Here is a 16,358-nt window from a genome sequence, read left to right as displayed (position 1 = left end):
ACTTGTGTAAATGAATATTTATCGTAAAATCGTAGGTAGTGCGAAATTATAAGTGCTATGCTTGAATAAAGGCATCGCATTTTTTATTTTTAGATGTACTACATGTTTACGATGCAAAAATATTTTTATATATTAATAAAACGATATTGATGGTATGTTATAGTAACAACAAAGGGGGCTTACAAATGGAAATTATTCACGAAAGAGCAAAGTTGCGGTTAATGGATAATACTGATGTCGAAACTTTGTTTTCGATTGTAGAAGGAAATCGGGATATTTGGGCGTATTTAATCTCTAAAATGGATAGTGTGCAAGATATGCAACAATACGTTCAAAAAGCGATAAAGGGTTACGGAAGAGGTAATCAAATACCTTTCATAGTCGTAGATCAACAGACGAATAAGATTGTAGGAAGTACACGTTTATATAATATTTCAGTAGAAGATAAGACAGTTGAGTTAGGGCAAACGTGGTATCATCCGAGTGTGCAACGTACGAGTATAAATACAGAGTGTAAGTATATGCTTCTCCAGTACGCTTTTGAAAAACTGCATATGCTTAGGGTACAAATTAAGACGGATGCAAGAAATGAAAAAGCACAACGAGCAATTGAAAGGTTAGGCGCAGTAAAAGAGGGTGTGCTTAGAAATGAAAGAAAATTACCGAATGGTTATGTGAGAGATGCGGTGGTGTACAGTATTATCTCGAGTGAATGGCCAGGCGTAAAAGAACAATTGTTAGAAAAATTAGAGTTATATAAAGAAAAGTTATAATTCGTGTTTTGAAAGGTATATTGTTCGTGAGGTATGAAAAATATACCTTTTTTCTTACAAAATGCTACTTTATTTTAATTCCTTTTGTTTCATCGTTCCCTTCTGAGAAAAAATTCGTTACAATGTAGTTGTATGGTAATAAACTTATGAATTTAAAAAATGTAATGAAAACCGCAAATGAAAATGAATTGATAATCCTCAATTTTAAATGAAAACCCTTTTATATATAAATAACAAGTAAAGTTCCTTCTTTTAAATAAACTCAAACAAAACGATTTGATATAAATGTTTTTTATAGAAGTATGGATGATGTACGGAGGCAATTACAAATGAAAGAAAATAAGAAGAGTAAGAAAAGACGAATCTTTCAAGTATTTTTACTAATGATTTGTTCTGCTATTTTATATGTAAGTTATGCAGCTTACGATATTTGGAGTTATCGTTTTAAAGCAAATGATGACGTGAAAACGGATGCTGGTATCGTACTAGGCGCAGCTTCATGGAACGGAAAACCATCTCCTGTATTTAAAGAAAGAATTAATCATGCGATTTCTTTATATAGGAACGGAAATATTAAAAAGATTATTTTTACAGGTGGTACAAAGTTCGAGGCAGAACTTGAGGAAGCACGTACTGCAAGAGTATATGCAATGAAACAAGGTGTAAAAGAGGAAGATATTTTAATTGAAACAAAATCCCTTTTCACTGAAGAAAATTTAAAGAATGCGAAGCAAGTTGGAATAGAGAACGGAATACACACATACACGATTGTAAGTGATCCACTTCATATGAAACGCGCAATGAGAATCGCAAAACATATTAATATTGAAGCATATGCTTCACCAACGCCGACATCAGCATATAAAACGTTAGATACAGAAATACCATTCTTCTTTAAAGAATTATTCTCGTATATTGGATATGTAACCTCTTTGCCGTTAAAGGCATTGAAGGGAGACTAATAAGAAAAGAACCTATCGTTAAATAGGAACTTTTCTTATTAGTCAAAAACATTGTATTTTTATCGGAATAGTGAAACAATAGAGAGGTAGCTTCATATAATCATAATGACAAAATGAACGGTTTATGAATCGAGCATAAAGTGAAACTTTAATCAGTGGCGGGGCCACCCCACTGATTATTAGTTGAACCAATCGGGCGTTTACGGGCAGTTGATCTTCCACCTAACTTCTTTGCTTCACCTAAATTTTTAGGTGAGAGTTTTACTGCCCGCAAATAGCGGGATAAAGGAGATTATAGTATGGCACTCTCATTTGTTGAAACAGAAGAACAGTCTTTAATTATTGAGAAAATAAATAAATTGATTCCGAAGTTCATGGAAAGGGAGCATCAACTAAGTGAATTAGGATCATTTCCGTATGAAAATATAAATAATTTGAAAGATATCGGATATACGAAATTAACGTTACCGAAGGAATTTGGTGGTAGTGCGATTTCTTTATATGACTTCGTTTTATTTCAAGAAAAAATCGCGGAAGGCTGCGGAGCTACTGCATTATCGATTGGCTGGCATCTTGGTATTTTGAAAGAGCTAGCGGAAAATCGCTCTTGGGATGATGATATGTTCAAATGGTTTTGCGAAGAAGTACGCAATGGTGCGCTCTTTAACAGGGCAGCAACAGAGCCAAAAACAGGGAGTCCGACGCGTGGTGGTAAGCCAGAAACAATAGCGATTCAACAAGGCGAGAAGTGGATTATAAATGGAAGAAAAACTTTTACAACGATGGCGCCAGTACTTGATTATTTTATTATTTCAGCGAGTATTGAAGGCCGTGAAGAAGTTGGTGAGTTTGTCATTCCAAGAAATACGCTCGGTGTATCCATTGAAGAAACGTGGGATAGCGTTGCGATGCGGGGGACTGCTAGTCACGACCTTGTCTTACAAAATGTAGAGATAGAAAGTCGTTTTTTTACAGATATAAAGGGTGGGAAAGTAAAACAAAAGGGTATTGGCTGGTTGCTACATATACCAGCATGTTATTTAGGAATTGCACAATCAGCAAGAAATTATGCAGTTCAATTTGCGGGATCATACAAGCCAAATAGTTTAAATCATTCTATTAGTTTATTGCCGAATGTTAGAAGATTAGTTGGAGAATTAGAACTTGAGCTTATGCAAGCTCGTGTCTTTTTATATCAAATTGCGAAAAAATACGATGAAGCAGAAGATAAACTATCATTGCAAGCAGAATTAGCAGCCGTGAAATATGCTGTAACAAATGCGGCGATATCTATAGTGGATAAATCGATGCGCATCGTAGGAGCAAAAAGTTTATCGGAAAAAAATCCGCTCCATCGTTACTATTTAAACGTCAGAGCAGGATTACACAACCCGCCGATGGATGATGCAACATTGTCTATGCTGGCGGATGCGGCGTTTCGGTCGTAGTTTTTAAAGCTTACATTTTATTGTTTATGGATAATATAGTTGTTTTGAAAGCACGGGTTTGATTAGTGATCAAACCCGTGCTTTTTATGTGTATGAAGCACTTGGTTGAGATGTAGGTTTTTAATATAAATGATTATCATGGTTTTGTGATTGTTTCTTGTTGAAAAATTCTTATTGTAATGCCAGTTTGGAGGCTGTATAAACATTTTTCGTATTTAATCCCAAATTAATGGTCTTTCTAAGTTTATCATTCGTAAATATTGTAAAAATTGACCAGCATGGACCGCATCATGATAGGCAATTCGTAATAGCATGTCGCCTAAATATCTTTGATAGCCAACATCGCTTCGATCAATAAGGGTTAAATCTAGCTCAGCTATGCTTATGGATTGAACATATTCTATAAAGTCAGTAAAGTACGATTGTGCCAATTCAATTTCCTTTTTTACACAAGTAATTGGCTCGTCATCATACGGGAAATGTATATCATTTATTGAGCCGTTGTTTTTTAAAATCATATGATAGTAAAAAGTTGAGCTCCATACATGACGAATCATCTCACCAAAGGACATAGCTTCATGATCAGGCTTCCAATTAAGAAAATTATCGGGAAGAGAATTCCATAATTTTTCTGAGCGCCTTCTCGTTTCTTTCAAATTTAATATACTAAGATCAATTGCATTCATAATACATTCTCCTTTACTATTAAACTTAAAATAATTGTATCAGTTTAATAGTTAGGGTATCATCGAAATATGAATGTATATCCGAATATCTCATATATAGCTAAACTAATTGCTGAACCTACAAGAGCAATTATCTTAGATTGTCTAATGAATAATCAGGCACTACCTGCTAGCGAATTGGCTTATAAGGCAAAAGTGTCACATCCAACGATTAGTTCCCATCTTTCTAAATTAGTAGAGGGGAATCTACTTACAGTTGAACAACATGGTAGACATCGTTACTATCGACTTGCTAATCAAGAAGTTGCAGAAGTGCTTGAAAAGTTAGGGACAATCGCACCAACAGTTCAAGTTCGCTCTTTAAAACAATCAGGTCAACTAAAACAAATTCGTTATGCTCGAACTTGTTATGATCATCTGGCAGGCAAACTTGGTGTAGAGATAACTGAAAAATTACTTGATAGGAAATTTATAATTTTAGAGGATGGAGAATACATTGTAACAGAACAAGGTAAGGAATGGTTTCTGAATTTTGGAATAAATATTGATAAGGCAGATATAAAAAGGAGGGTATTTGCAAAACCTTGTCTTGATTGGAGTGAACGACGCTACCATATTGCTGGTTGGTTAGGATCTGCAATTGCAAAGCTGCTTTTTGAACAGGGATGGATTACGAAAACGGATAAGAACCGAGCTGTCCATCTTACAAAGAAAGGTGTAAAGTTATTGGAAGATCAATTAGGCATTGATATGAAAACTGAGGAAAGAAAAGCTTGAAATTAGAAAAGTCCGTCAAAATGACGGGCTTTTTCATTATGGTAGGAGTGTACATGAATAATAGGATGTTACCAATAATCGTTGCCAATAAAAAATCTTTCTTTTCATTCTTCTTTTTTAAGTTTTAAAGGAGAAAGCTAGGCTTCTTATTTTTACTAATGTTATAATAAGAAAAAAGCACGAAAAGAGGTCATCTCATGCTAGAGGTTATTGCAACATGTTTAGAAGATGTAAAAAGAATTGAAAGTGCTGGCGGAAAGCGGATTGAATTAATTTCATCTTATACAGAAGGTGGTTTAACACCAAGTTATGCTTTTATAAAAAAAGCGGTAGAAGCGGTGAGTATACCAATTCATGTTATGATTCGTCCGCATGCGAAGTCTTTTACATATACGGAAGAAGAAATTGAAATGATGAAAGAAGATATTATAGTTGCGCAGAAGTTAGGAGCAGCTGGTGTAGTATTAGGCGTATTAAACGAACAAAATGAAGTGGATGAAGAGAAATTAGCGGACTTACTATCTGTTGTAGATGGAATAAATGTAACGTACCACCGTGCGATAGATGATATAGAAAATCCAGTAGAAGCGATGAGAACTTTAAAGAAGTTTCATAAAGTAACTCACGTTTTAACTTCAGGTGGACAAGGAAATATAGTAGAAAATATTCCGGTGCTTACAGAAATGCAAAAAGTAAGTGATGGTCAAATTCAGCTTGTAGCTGGAGCTGGCGTGACGAAAGAAAGTATAAAGCGATTGCTAGATGAAACTGGAATTTCGCAAGCGCATGTCGGTACAGCGGTAAGAGAAGGAAAATCATGTTTTTCTGAAATAGATTCTAATTTAGTACAAGAATTAGTTGAAATAATAAAATAAGTGCTTAAGAAAGAGGAGAAACGATGAAGGAAAATACGAAGAAAGAATTATTCTCTTGGGCTAAGACGATAGGGTTTACCCTTGTATTAATTGCTATTATTCGCGGCGTTTTATTTACACCTTCTTTAGTACAAGGTGAATCAATGATGCCCACTTTAGAAAATAATGAACGAGTTCTCGTAAATAAGATTGGGTATAGTATAAGTGGATTAGAACGCTTTGATATTATCGTCTTCCACGGCAAAGAAGGATACGATTTAGTAAAACGAGTAATTGGTTTACCAGGTGATACAGTTGAGTATAAAAATGATGTTTTATATGTAAACGGAAAAGCGATGGAAGAACCATATTTAAAAGAGTTTAAAGAAAAAGCAGTAGGCCGAGTATTAACTCCAGACTTTACGTTAGAACAAATCACAGGGAAAACGAAAGTGCCAGAAGGCCAAGTATTTGTTTTAGGGGATAATCGTGAAGTTTCTAAGGATGGTCGCATGTTTGGCTTTATTTCAGAAGATGAGATTGTCGGAAAAGGACAAGCTGTTTTCTGGCCGTTGAAACAAGTAAGAGCGTTATAAAGTGTAGTGAAGTATGGGAGAGATATTCTTCCATACTTTTTTATTTGCTTAAAATCTATTGAATGAATTGAAAGAATATTTTATAATTTTAAATTATATGTTTGTTTCGAAAAATGGAATTTAAGTTCTGAAATTCGGAACGAAAGGGAGAGAGAATGAGTATAAATAAAACGGCAGTTAAGACAATGGATATTTTAGAATTGTTTTATGAGCATGAAGAGCTCAGTTTAACAGAGATGGTTCAGCTTACAAATATGCCGAAAACATCTGTTTATCGTTTAATTGGCTCGTTGGAAGAGATGGATTTTTTACAAAAAAACGAGAAGGGGAAATATCGTTTAGGAGTCGTTTTTTTACGGTTCGGTCAACTTGTTTCACAACGATTATCAGTAAGAAATATAGCAATTCCTTATATGAAAGAACTTAGAGATAGTTTAGGACAGGCAGTTAATTTAATAATTCAAGATGGTAATGACGCAATTTATGTTGAAAAGATGGAAGGTGTTCAGCCGGTACGCGTGTATACGGCGGTTGGAAGAAGAGCGCCGCTTTATGCTGGTGCATGTCCGAGAATTTTACTATCGTATTTCTCTGAGGAAGAGAAACGGAGATACATAGAGGAAGTGGATTTAAAACAGTTTGCAGATGGAACAATCGTGGATAAGAACCAATTGTTAGAAGTGTTGCAAATGGCAAAAAAGGAAGGCTACACAATTAGTTATTCTGAGTTAGAAAATCATACAGCAGCTATAGCAGCGCCTATTTTTGCGAGCGATGGAACGGTTGTAGCAGGCATTAGTATTTCGGGATTAGCAATTGAGTACAGCGAAAGTAACATTTCATATTTTATCGCGAAGGTGAAAGAGACAGCGAATCGCATTTCGAAAGAACTCGGCTTTTTGGCATAGAAAGAGGGAGTAGGATGAAATTTTCTGCGTTAGGGGATCAAGCAATTATTGTTACATTTGGTGAAGAAATTAAGATGAATATATATGAGAAAGTACAGCGGTTATTTCAAGCACTGCAGCAACATCCGTTTGCAGGAATGATTGAGTGCGTTCCGTCGTTTACTTCATTAGCTGTTTACTACAATGTATACGAAGTATGGAAGAGAAATGAGAGAAGTGAAAGGCCATATGATTACGTTCACCAGTATATAAAGGAGCTTTGTGATTCTTATAAAGAAGAAGTAAAACAGGATGTGAAACATATTTCTATACCAGTGTGCTACGGGGGAGAATATGGACCTGATTTAGAAGAGGTTGCGCATTATAAAGGTTTACAAGTAGAAGATGTGATTCGAATACATAGTGAAACTACATATTTTGTATATATGCTAGGTTTTACACCAGGGTTCCCGTATTTAGGAGGACTATCAAAAGAATTAGAAACACCTAGAAAAGAAATACCACGGTTACAAATCTCTCCTGGTTCAGTAGGTATTGGCGGAAATCAAACAGGTATATATCCGCTTGAAACACCAGGAGGATGGAATATTATCGGCCGAACTCCTATTTCATTATTTAATCCAGAAGAAGAAATACCAACATATATTCAAAGTGGTATGTATTTACGATTTATCCCAATAACGAAGGAAGAGTACGTATCATTTGAGGGGGCTGAAGAATGGATGTAGAAGTTTTGCATGCAGGAATGTTTACAACAGTCCAAGATTTAGGGCGATCTCATTATCAACAATACGGTGTACCAGTTGGCGGGACTATGGATCAAAGTGCACTTCGGATGATCAATATGTTAGTCGGTAATGAAGAGAATGAAGCGGGACTCGAAATGACGATTATGGGACCTAAATTGTTAATAAAGAAAACGACTTTACTTGCGATTGGCGGAGCAGATATGGAACCGTTATTGAATGGAGAATGTATCCCGTTATGGCGTCCCATTTTAGCGGAAGAAGGTAGTATGCTTTGTTTTGGAAAAGTGAAAAGTGGTTGCAGAGCGTATGTGACTTTTGCGGGTGGCATCCATATTGATCGCACTATGGGAAGTAAAAGTACGTACATACGTGCTGCGATTGGCGGTATAGAAGGAAGAATGTTGAAAAAGGGTGACTACTTCCAAATTGGTGCACAACCAGCAATGGCGAATCGTTTCATTCAAGACTTACAAAAAGATGAGAGAATAAAAACGAAATGGGCAATTAGCAACAGCGTACTACCAAAGTATAAGAAACATCCTAAGCTTCGTGTCATAACTGACTTTGGATATGATCAATTTACAGAAGAAAGTAAAAAGGCATTTTTTATGAAAGAGTATAAGGTATCTAATTATGCTGATCGTATGGGCTATAGGGTTGAGGGAGAAGTTTTAAATAGGATTGAAGAAAAAGAGATTTTATCGAGTCCTGTTACATTTGGAACCATTCAAGTTCCTAATGGTGGACAGCCGATTATATTAATGGCAGATAGGCAAACGACAGGTGGCTATCCGAGAATGGGAAATATCATTTCAGTAGATTTACCTCTTCTTGCCCAGCTAAAGCCGGGGGACTATGTTTCTTTTGAGAAAATTACGCTTGAAGAAGCGGAACAATTGTCCATAGAACAAGAAGTAAATATGAATCTATTAAAGAAATTCATCGCTTTACGAAGCTGAGAGCAGGAGGGAAATATCATGACTACAATTGATTTGAATTGTGATTTAGGAGAAAGTTTTGGCGCTTATAAAATGGGGAATGATGACGAGATTCTTCCGTTCGTTTCCTCTATAAATGTTGCTTGTGGTTTTCATGCGGGTGATCCGTCCGTTATGCGGCAAACAGTTGAAAAGGCAATGCAGCATAACGTTGCGATAGGGGCACACCCTGGATTTCCAGATTTAATTGGATTTGGTAGAAGGAACATGAACGTTTCAGCAAGTGAAGTATACGATTATGTTTTATATCAAATTGGTGCATTAGACGGTTTTGTAAAAGCAGCTGGCGGGAAAATGCAGCATGTAAAGCCGCACGGTGCCTTATATAATATGGCGGCGTCTAATCCGGAAATCGCAGATGCAATCGCAAAGGCAATATATTATATGAATCCATGTCTATTATTTTACGGATTAGCAAATAGCGAGGCGTTTATACAGGCTGCGGAAAAATACAATATAACTCTCGTACAAGAGGCTTTTGCGGATCGTACATATAAGCAAGATGGTACATTAACGAGCCGTACAGAAGAAAATGCGCTTATAAAAGATGAAGACGAAGCGATAAAGCAAGTGCTTCAAATGGTGAAAGAAGGCCATGTGAATTCGGTCAATGGAGAGGAAGTAGCAGTTCAGGCGCAGACGATTTGTTTACACGGTGATGGAGAAAAAGCAGTACAATTTGCGGGAAGAATATACAGAATATTCGAACGTAATGGTATTTCTATTTGTGCACCGAAATAAAAAATAGGGGGAAGTGCTGGGATGATTAAATTAATCGGAATACTACTTGTTGCAGTGGGCTTTTTATTTAGATTAAATACACTTTTAGTAGTTATGGTTGCAGGTATTGTTACTGGTATGGTTTCAGGATTAAGCTTTTATGATGTGATTAGCATGTTCGGTAAATTTTTCATAGAAAATAGATATATGTCTATGCCAATTATATTAACTTTACCGGTAATCGGAATTTTAGAGCGTTACGGTTTAAAAGAAAGAGCAGAAGCACTTATAACGAAATCAAAAGGAGCAACAACTGGAAGAGTATTAATGTCATATTTTACGATAAGAGAATCATCAGCAGCACTTGGACTGAACATTGGTGGTCATGCGCAAACAGTAAGACCGCTCGTTGCACCGATGGCAGAAGGGGCTGCGCAAGGTAAATATGGTAAGTTACCTGAGAAGTTAAGAGAAAAGATTAAAGCAAACGCAGCAGCTGCGGAAAATACAGCTTGGTTTTTCGGAGAGGATATATTTATCGCGACTGGTGCTATTTTACTAATGAAAGGATTCTTCGATTCAGTAGGTATGCATGTCGGTGTATGGGATATGGCACTTTGGGGCATTCCAACTGCAATATCAGCACTTATTGTAAGCTGGATCAGATTTAGAAGATTTGATAAATATATAGCGAAAACGATGACATCAAAAGAAAAAGAAGAGAAGGAGGCAATATAAAATGAACATCATCACAATGGATACAATTTATTACGTATTAGGTATAATCGTTGCCTTTATCGCCGTTCGTATTGCATTTGATCGTGAACATCCAAATCGATTTGGCTCTAGCTTGTTTTGGGCGTTATTTGCAGTTACGTTTTTATTCGGAAATGTAATCCCTTCATTTTACGTTGGCTGTATCGTGCTCGCTATGGTCGTGTTAGCTTCATTAAATAAAGTAACAAAATCAGAAGAGAAAGAAGTACCAGTACAAGAACGTGTGAAACATGCGGAGAAATTAAAAAATAAAGTTTTCATGCCCGCACTATTAATTCCTATTTTTACAATTATCGGTACGTTAACGTTAGGGAAAATTAAATGGGGAAATGTTTCTCTTGTTGATCCGGATAAAGTCACATTAGTTGCATTAGCACTTGGGGCATTACTTGCATTCATTGCCGCGATGCGTATTACAAAATCGAAAATAACAACGCCTGTTCAAGAAGGAAGCAGACTATTACAAGCTGTCGGCTGGGCTGTCATTTTACCACAAATGTTAGCAGCACTTGGCGGTATTTTCGCGAAATCTGGCGTTGGACAAGTCGTTTCTGATTTAGTCGGACAAGTATTACCGACAGAGTATCCGTTCGTTGCTGTTATGGCATATTGTTTAGGTATGATGCTGTTCACAGTCGTAATGGGAAATGCATTCGCAGCGTTTGCCGTTATTACTGGCGGAATTGGCTTACCTTTAATTGTTCAAATGCACGGAGGAAACCCCGCAATTATGGCAGCACTCGGTATGTTCGCTGGGTATTGCGGAACGCTGCTTACTCCAATGGCAGCAAACTTTAATATCGTTCCAGCAATGCTTTTAGAGCTAAAAGATAAAAATGCAGTTATTAAAGCACAAGTACCAATAGCTCTTTCAATCTTTATTATCAATATGTTTATTATGTACGGCCTAGTATATCGTTTCTAATTAGGAGGGAAAAACTATGAAAACAGTATTATTAACAGGGTTTGATCCGTTTGGCGGAGAAAGCATCAATCCAGCTTGGGAAGTCGCAAAAAGTTTGCATGAAAAAACAATCGGAGAGTACAAGATTATTAGTAAACAAGTACCAACAGTATTCCAAAAATCAATCAGCGTATTAAAAGAGTATATAGAAGAACTAAACCCTGAAATGATTATATGTATTGGACAAGCCGGGGGCAGACCAGATATTACGATAGAGCGTATCGCAATTAATATCGATGATGCAAGAATTGCTGATAATGAAGGGAATCAGCCGGTAGATGTACCGGTCGTAGAAGAAGGAGCGATTGCCTATTGGTCTACGCTTCCGATGAAAGCAATCGTAAAAAGACTTCAAGAAGAAGGTATACCAGCTTCCGTTTCACAAACGGCAGGCACATTCGTTTGTAATCACTTATTCTATGGACTTATGCATGAACTAGAGAAACATGATAAGAAAATAAAAGGCGGATTCATTCACATTCCGTTTTTACCAGAACAAGCAAGTAACTATCCAGGGCAACCGAGTATGTCACTTTCTACTATTAGTAAGGGGATCGAATTGGCAATCGAAGTAACGATGACAGTTGAAGTAGATATTGTAGAGGTTGGGGGCGCAACGCATTAAGTAAAATGAATTGTACAACACCTCCTGTAAACAACTGGTATAATAAGTATAGCAATATACATAGAGGTGATTTTTGTGAAGTTTGAAGAAGTACGTTCAATTTTAGAAAAAGCGAAGAAAATTACAGTATTAACAGGCGCTGGTGCAAGTACGGAAAGTGGTATCCCAGATTTTCGTTCAGCAAATGCAAATGGATTGTATGCTGATGCGAATGTGGAGATGTACTTATCGAGAGGGTACTATAACAGAAGTCCGAAAGAATTTTGGAAGCATTATAAAGAAATCTTTCAAATTAATACGTTCCATCAATATAAACCAAATCGTGGACATCGCTTTTTAGCTGAGCTAGAAGAACAAGGGAAAGATATTACGATTTTAACGCAAAATATTGACGGTTTACATCAATTAGGTGGCAGTAAGCATGTCATTGATTTACATGGAACACTTCAAACTGCACATTGTCCGAAGTGTAAAGCGGGATATGACTTGCAGTATATGATTGACCATGAAGTGCCTCGCTGCGAGAAGTGTAATTTCATCTTAAATCCAGATGTTGTTTTATACGGAGATACATTGCCGCAATATCAAAATGCGATAACACGTTTATATGAAACAGATGTACTTATCGTTATGGGAACCTCATTAAAAGTACAACCCGTCGCTTCATTCCCGGAAATCGCAAAGAGGGAAATAGGAGCAACAACGATCTTAGTAAATGAAGAGTTAACTGGGCAAGAATATAACTTTGATTTTGTTTTTCAAAATAAAATTGGCGAATTTGTTGAAGGAGTATCTTCAATGAAATAAGTTATCGAAAAAAGTGAGGTATCTACCTCACTTTTTTATTTGAGTAATCGCTGTTTTAAGCCATATGAAAACATTTCGATAATGTAGTAACACCATCTCTATAATTTATAAAAAAGAGTTTGGTAGGTAAAATGGCAGAATAAGAAGTAATATTTTCTTTAACGAATACACAGTCGTCATAAAGTAAGTTAATATGTAGCTGTTGTGAAGGTTTTATTTGGTGTTGTTTTAGGTATAAAACTAAGTCATTATAAAGTTGTTTACTATAATTACTTACGGAATATTCAATTGAAAGCTGACCTGCTATGCTAGTCCACCATACTTTAAAACTACATATTAATTCTTTAAATGATTCCTCGTCACATAAATTAACGTCAAAAAGCTTCTCATAAAATATATGATTCTCCTCGTGAAAAATTTGTAAATCATATCTGTCGTTAGCAGTTTACTTACGAAGAGTCAGCCATAATTCTTTGAAATTTGTTTTAAAGTCAGTGGAGAAATGTAATGTTTTTGTTATGTAAGGAAAACGAAAATTTTCTTTTTTTCCTTTTTGATTGAGATAAATATTTTGAATGTAGATCATAAAGTTTAAACAATGTGGCGTATTAGTATGTATGATAAACGAATCTGTCATTTTCGTTCTCTCCTTAAGTAATGTCTTTTATGAATTTATTTCTTTAGTATACAAATAAATGTAAACGAATGGTATAAAAATCAATTTGCCTCATTTTTCTTTTAGAATAATATTCATGTTATTGTGCATTAAGGGAATGGTAATAAATAGGATAATGAATTAAAAAACTGAAAATTAAATCTTTTATTTCTTCTGTAATTAATATAAAATTCTATATATATCATATAAATAAATTTGATACATAATGATTTTGCGTAGAAATGTTAATAGAATGAAGCGAGGGAGCGAAATGAGGCAGAAAAAGGAGCAGAAAAAACAATCGAAAAAGAAAAAGACTCATATTCCATTTCGGTTAAATGTACTATTTTTTATTGTCTTTCTTTTATTTTCAGCTATTATAATTCAATTAGGTAAAGTACAAATCATTGATGGAGAAACGTATAGAAATGAAGTAAACAAAAAGGAAGATGTAACGGTAAGCACTCCCGTTCCTAGAGGGAAAATGTTTGATCGGCAAGGTCACGTTATTGTAAATAATAAACCATTGCGAACCGTTACATATACGAAAATGAGAGGAGTAGACTCGAAAGAAGTTTTACAAGTAGCAAGAGATTTAGCCAAGCTGATTGAAATGTCGCAAGAGGACATGGATAAGTTAACAGAGACAGATAAGAAAGATTTTTGGATGCAGTTAAATGAAAAGCGGGCAGCAGCGAAAGTAACGAAAGAAGATGAGAGTAAATTTAGAAGGCAAGAAATAGAAGGAAAAGAATTAGATAAAAAAGTAGAAGAACTGCGCCGGGAAAGAATTACACAAGAAGAATTAAATGAGCTTTCAAAGGAAGATATAGAAGTATTAGTAATTAAAAGCAAAATGAATGCGGGATATAAAATGACACCGCAAATCGTTAAAAAAGATGTAAGTCAAAATGAATATGCTGTCGTTAGTGAAAGATTGGCAAGTTTACCGGGGGTAGATACGACAGTAGATTGGGAACGTGAATACCCAAATGATAAAATACTTCGCTCTATACTAGGTAGCGTTTCTAATGAAAATGAAGGGTTGCCAAGAGAACAATTAGATTATTATTTAGTTCGTGAGTATAATCGAAACGATCGTATTGGTAAAAGTTACATTGAAAAACAATACGAAGATGCACTACATGGAACGAAAGAACAGTCTAAAAATATTATGGATAAAGCAGGGAAAATTGTTCGAACAGAAAAAGTGACCGAAGGAAAAAGTGGAAATAACTTAATGTTAACAGTCGATATGGATTTACAGAAAAAAGTAGAGGGAAGCCTTGAAAAGAATTTACGAGCTTTTCATGCTGCAGAGCCGATGATGGATCGTGCGTTCGTAGTAATGATGAATCCGAAAAACGGTCAAATTTTATCAATGGCAGGAAAGAAAATTGTAAATAAAGATGGCGGTATGCAAATAGAAGATTATGCATTAGGAACGATGACAAGTTCTTATGAGTTAGGATCAACTGTAAAAGGTGCTACTTTATTAGCTGGATATCAAACAGAAGCGATTAAGCCATATACACATTTCTTTGATACACCAATGTATTTTAAAGGAAGTTCTAAGCCAAAGAAATCGTGGAAAGAATTTGGGGATATTGATGATTTAAGAGCTTTACAAGTTTCATCGAACGTTTATATGTTTAATACAGCTTTAAAAATGGCAGGCATTAATTATGTCCCAAATAATCCATTAGATATTAAACAAGAAACATTTAATAAAATGCGCTACTATTTTAGACAATTTGGCCTAGGTGTGTCGACTGGTATTGATCTGCCAAATGAAGCAATCGGTCAAGTAGGTAGAACTGATAACATACCCGGATTTTTACTTGATTACGCGATTGGACAGTATGATACATACACGCCGCTTCAGCTTGCGCAATATATTTCCACAATTGCAAATGGCGGTTACCGAATGAAACCACAAATTGTACAAGAAGTTAGAGAACAACCGAATAGACCAGAGGATGTAGGAAAAGTCGTTCGGTCGATTGAACCAGTTGTATTAAATCGAGTGGATATGGACACTTCGTACATTAATCATGTAAAAGAAGGATTTAGAAGAGTTTTTCAAGAAGCTGACGGAACAGGTACCGGAACGTTTAAAGGGTTACCATATAAACCAGCCGGAAAAACAGGAACAGCTGAGACAGTATATGGTGGAGAAAGTGATATTGGAAGAGATGAGAACTACAACCGAAAAAAATGTTATAATTTAACTCTTGCCGGTTATGCACCATATGATGCTGATCCGGAAGTAGCTTTTTCAGTTGTTGTACCATGGGTGAATGATGATAAATCAGGAATTAATTCTGCGATTGGTAAAGAGATTTTGGATGCGTATTTTGAATTAAAAACAAATAGATCAAATGCAAATTCAATTCCAGTAGAACAACCGAACAAGGCACAGTAAAAATAGTATCACTGCATGGAAACATATTGTGCAGTGATATATTTTTTGAGTTAAAAAGCGCTTTATAAGGTGGGAATGGATATGAAAAAGGAGATTAAGAGAGGCTGGGGAAAGTACATACTATTTATATTTGTGATGGTAATAGGCTACCATTCTTTTACTTTATGTAAAGTGGAAGGGGAATCGATGCAGCCGACTTTATATGAAGAAGACTACGTATTTGTAAATAAAGCAGCAGTACGTCTTTCTAATTTACAACACGGAGAAATTGTCATTATAAAGGAAGAGGATGAATCGAAATATTATGTGAAACGTGTAATAGGACTTCCTGGCGATGTAATTAACATAACGAACGGAAAGGTATATGTGAACGATAAAAAACAAGAAGAACCATATACGAACAAAGATTTATTTAACAACACACAAGTGTTTTATAACTTTCAAAAGACAAAAATTCCGCCAAATAAGTTATTTGTAATGGGAGATAACCGCGAAGTAAGTAGAGATAGTCGCAATGGCTTAGGATATATTGAAGAAGATAACATAATTGGCAAGGTGGAATTTGTATATTATCCTTTTTCAAAAATGAAAATGATAGAATAAGTGGGGGAGGAGCAAAACCCCACTTATTAAA

General features: G+C 35.6%; 17 protein-coding genes and 1 pseudogene. 16 read left to right on the top strand and 2 right to left on the bottom strand.

The features are described from left to right. Window positions 1-185 precede the first annotated feature (185 nt). The 3 genes from MHI26_RS15710 to MHI26_RS15700 all read left to right on the top strand — a co-directional run bounded on the left by MHI26_RS15710 (window position 186) and on the right by MHI26_RS15700 (window position 3,183). A complete protein-coding gene (locus tag MHI26_RS15710) occupies window positions 186-773 on the top strand; it encodes a GNAT family N-acetyltransferase (RefSeq protein WP_000402582.1) in 588 nt (195 codons plus the stop codon). Between the two features lie 329 nt (window positions 774-1,102). Beyond that, window positions 1,103-1,735: a YdcF family protein gene (locus tag MHI26_RS15705; RefSeq protein WP_000662217.1), complete on the top strand. Its 633-nt coding sequence runs from the start codon at window positions 1,103-1,105 to the stop codon at window positions 1,733-1,735. 299 nt (window positions 1,736-2,034) lie between these two features. Continuing rightward, window positions 2,035-3,183, top strand: a complete 1,149-nt coding sequence (locus tag MHI26_RS15700) for an acyl-CoA dehydrogenase family protein (RefSeq protein ID WP_061667778.1) — start codon at window positions 2,035-2,037, stop codon at window positions 3,181-3,183. Between the two features lie 215 nt (window positions 3,184-3,398). Here the strand turns inward: MHI26_RS15700 and MHI26_RS15695 are convergent, their stop codons facing one another. Continuing rightward, window positions 3,399-3,869, bottom strand: a complete 471-nt coding sequence (locus MHI26_RS15695) for a DinB family protein (RefSeq protein WP_061667777.1) — start codon at window positions 3,867-3,869, stop codon at window positions 3,399-3,401. Between the two features lie 69 nt (window positions 3,870-3,938). Here MHI26_RS15695 and MHI26_RS15690 point away from each other — a divergent pair, with 69 nt between their 5' ends. From MHI26_RS15690 to MHI26_RS15640, 11 genes are all read left to right on the top strand, one after another. Next, window positions 3,939-4,646, top strand: a complete 708-nt coding sequence (locus MHI26_RS15690) for an ArsR/SmtB family transcription factor (RefSeq protein WP_061667776.1) — start codon at window positions 3,939-3,941, stop codon at window positions 4,644-4,646. A gap of 197 nt (window positions 4,647-4,843) precedes the next feature. Beyond that, window positions 4,844-5,521: a copper homeostasis protein CutC gene (locus tag MHI26_RS15685; RefSeq protein ID WP_000895106.1), complete on the top strand. Its 678-nt coding sequence runs from the start codon at window positions 4,844-4,846 to the stop codon at window positions 5,519-5,521. Between the two features lie 23 nt (window positions 5,522-5,544). After that, window positions 5,545-6,096, top strand: coding sequence for a signal peptidase I (gene lepB, locus MHI26_RS15680; protein ID WP_000662495.1), 552 nt, complete (start codon window positions 5,545-5,547; stop codon window positions 6,094-6,096). Between the two features lie 155 nt (window positions 6,097-6,251). Beyond that, window positions 6,252-7,004, top strand: coding sequence for an IclR family transcriptional regulator (locus tag MHI26_RS15675; RefSeq protein ID WP_000026352.1), 753 nt, complete (start codon window positions 6,252-6,254; stop codon window positions 7,002-7,004). Between the two features lie 14 nt (window positions 7,005-7,018). Then, the gene (gene pxpB / locus MHI26_RS15670) at window positions 7,019-7,732 is read left to right on the top strand and encodes a 5-oxoprolinase subunit PxpB (RefSeq protein WP_061667775.1); all 714 of its coding nucleotides are present in this window, start codon (window positions 7,019-7,021) and stop codon (window positions 7,730-7,732) included. Then, window positions 7,723-8,712 (top strand): 5-oxoprolinase subunit C family protein, encoded by a 990-nt coding sequence (locus MHI26_RS15665; protein WP_061667774.1) that lies wholly within the window; start codon window positions 7,723-7,725, stop codon window positions 8,710-8,712. The genes pxpB and MHI26_RS15665 overlap by 10 nt, the downstream gene beginning before the upstream one ends. A gap of 18 nt (window positions 8,713-8,730) precedes the next feature. Then, on the top strand, window positions 8,731-9,492 hold the full coding sequence (gene pxpA / locus MHI26_RS15660) for a 5-oxoprolinase subunit PxpA (RefSeq protein ID WP_061667773.1): 762 nt from the start codon (window positions 8,731-8,733) through the stop codon (window positions 9,490-9,492). Window positions 9,493-9,513: 21 nt separating this feature from the next. Continuing rightward, a complete protein-coding gene (locus MHI26_RS15655) occupies window positions 9,514-10,209 on the top strand; it encodes a DUF969 domain-containing protein (RefSeq protein WP_000593388.1) in 696 nt (231 codons plus the stop codon). A 1-nt stretch (window position 10,210) separates the two neighbouring features. Continuing rightward, on the top strand, window positions 10,211-11,173 hold the full coding sequence (locus MHI26_RS15650; RefSeq protein WP_001021664.1) for a DUF979 domain-containing protein: 963 nt from the start codon (window positions 10,211-10,213) through the stop codon (window positions 11,171-11,173). Between the two features lie 16 nt (window positions 11,174-11,189). Next, window positions 11,190-11,837 (top strand): pyroglutamyl-peptidase I, encoded by a 648-nt coding sequence (gene pcp, locus MHI26_RS15645; RefSeq protein WP_000859743.1) that lies wholly within the window; start codon window positions 11,190-11,192, stop codon window positions 11,835-11,837. 66 nt (window positions 11,838-11,903) lie between these two features. After that, a complete protein-coding gene (locus tag MHI26_RS15640) occupies window positions 11,904-12,644 on the top strand; it encodes an NAD-dependent protein deacylase (protein WP_061667772.1) in 741 nt (246 codons plus the stop codon). A 55-nt stretch (window positions 12,645-12,699) separates the two neighbouring features. Here MHI26_RS15640 and MHI26_RS15635 read toward each other — a convergent pair. Then, window positions 12,700-13,281: pseudogene (locus MHI26_RS15635) on the bottom strand (hypothetical protein). 289 nt (window positions 13,282-13,570) lie between these two features. Here MHI26_RS15635 and MHI26_RS15630 point away from each other — a divergent pair. After that, entirely contained in the window at window positions 13,571-15,724 is a 2,154-nt protein-coding gene (locus tag MHI26_RS15630; protein ID WP_001249195.1) for a peptidoglycan D,D-transpeptidase FtsI family protein, read from the top strand. Window positions 15,725-15,805: 81 nt separating this feature from the next. Beyond that, complete coding sequence (gene lepB, locus MHI26_RS15625) at window positions 15,806-16,327, top strand: signal peptidase I (RefSeq protein ID WP_000711483.1); 522 nt, start codon at window positions 15,806-15,808, stop codon at window positions 16,325-16,327. Window positions 16,328-16,358: the final 31 nt, after the last annotated feature.

Source organism: Bacillus sp. FSL K6-1218, assembly GCF_038006445.1.
In the GTDB taxonomy this organism is placed as follows: Bacteria; Bacillota; Bacilli; order Bacillales; family Bacillaceae_G; genus Bacillus_A; species Bacillus_A thuringiensis_S.
The sequence above is the reverse complement of the archived record's forward strand: the minus strand, read 5'-3'. Positions and strand labels throughout refer to the sequence as shown.

What these genes read in the sequence shown, in the direction of transcription:
- MHI26_RS15700 (WP_061667778.1), top strand. Translation starts at nt 2,035, where the DNA reads ATGGCACTCTCATTTGTTGAAACAGAAGAACAGTCTTTAATTATTGAG.
- pxpA (WP_061667773.1), top strand. Translation starts at nt 8,731, where the DNA reads ATGACTACAATTGATTTGAATTGTGATTTAGGAGAAAGTTTTGGCGCT.
- MHI26_RS15630 (WP_001249195.1), top strand. Translation starts at nt 13,571, where the DNA reads ATGAGGCAGAAAAAGGAGCAGAAAAAACAATCGAAAAAGAAAAAGACT.
- MHI26_RS15675 (WP_000026352.1), top strand. Translation starts at nt 6,252, where the DNA reads ATGAGTATAAATAAAACGGCAGTTAAGACAATGGATATTTTAGAATTG.
- MHI26_RS15650 (WP_001021664.1), top strand. Translation starts at nt 10,211, where the DNA reads ATGAACATCATCACAATGGATACAATTTATTACGTATTAGGTATAATC.
- MHI26_RS15695 (WP_061667777.1), bottom strand. Translation starts at nt 3,869, where the DNA reads ATGAATGCAATTGATCTTAGTATATTAAATTTGAAAGAAACGAGAAGG.
- MHI26_RS15685 (WP_000895106.1), top strand. Translation starts at nt 4,844, where the DNA reads ATGCTAGAGGTTATTGCAACATGTTTAGAAGATGTAAAAAGAATTGAA.
- pcp (WP_000859743.1), top strand. Translation starts at nt 11,190, where the DNA reads ATGAAAACAGTATTATTAACAGGGTTTGATCCGTTTGGCGGAGAAAGC.
- MHI26_RS15710 (WP_000402582.1), top strand. Translation starts at nt 186, where the DNA reads ATGGAAATTATTCACGAAAGAGCAAAGTTGCGGTTAATGGATAATACT.
- MHI26_RS15655 (WP_000593388.1), top strand. Translation starts at nt 9,514, where the DNA reads ATGATTAAATTAATCGGAATACTACTTGTTGCAGTGGGCTTTTTATTT.
- lepB (WP_000711483.1), top strand. Translation starts at nt 15,806, where the DNA reads ATGAAAAAGGAGATTAAGAGAGGCTGGGGAAAGTACATACTATTTATA.
- MHI26_RS15665 (WP_061667774.1), top strand. Translation starts at nt 7,723, where the DNA reads ATGGATGTAGAAGTTTTGCATGCAGGAATGTTTACAACAGTCCAAGAT.
- lepB (WP_000662495.1), top strand. Translation starts at nt 5,545, where the DNA reads ATGAAGGAAAATACGAAGAAAGAATTATTCTCTTGGGCTAAGACGATA.
- MHI26_RS15705 (WP_000662217.1), top strand. Translation starts at nt 1,103, where the DNA reads ATGAAAGAAAATAAGAAGAGTAAGAAAAGACGAATCTTTCAAGTATTT.
- pxpB (WP_061667775.1), top strand. Translation starts at nt 7,019, where the DNA reads ATGAAATTTTCTGCGTTAGGGGATCAAGCAATTATTGTTACATTTGGT.
- MHI26_RS15690 (WP_061667776.1), top strand. Translation starts at nt 3,939, where the DNA reads ATGAATGTATATCCGAATATCTCATATATAGCTAAACTAATTGCTGAA.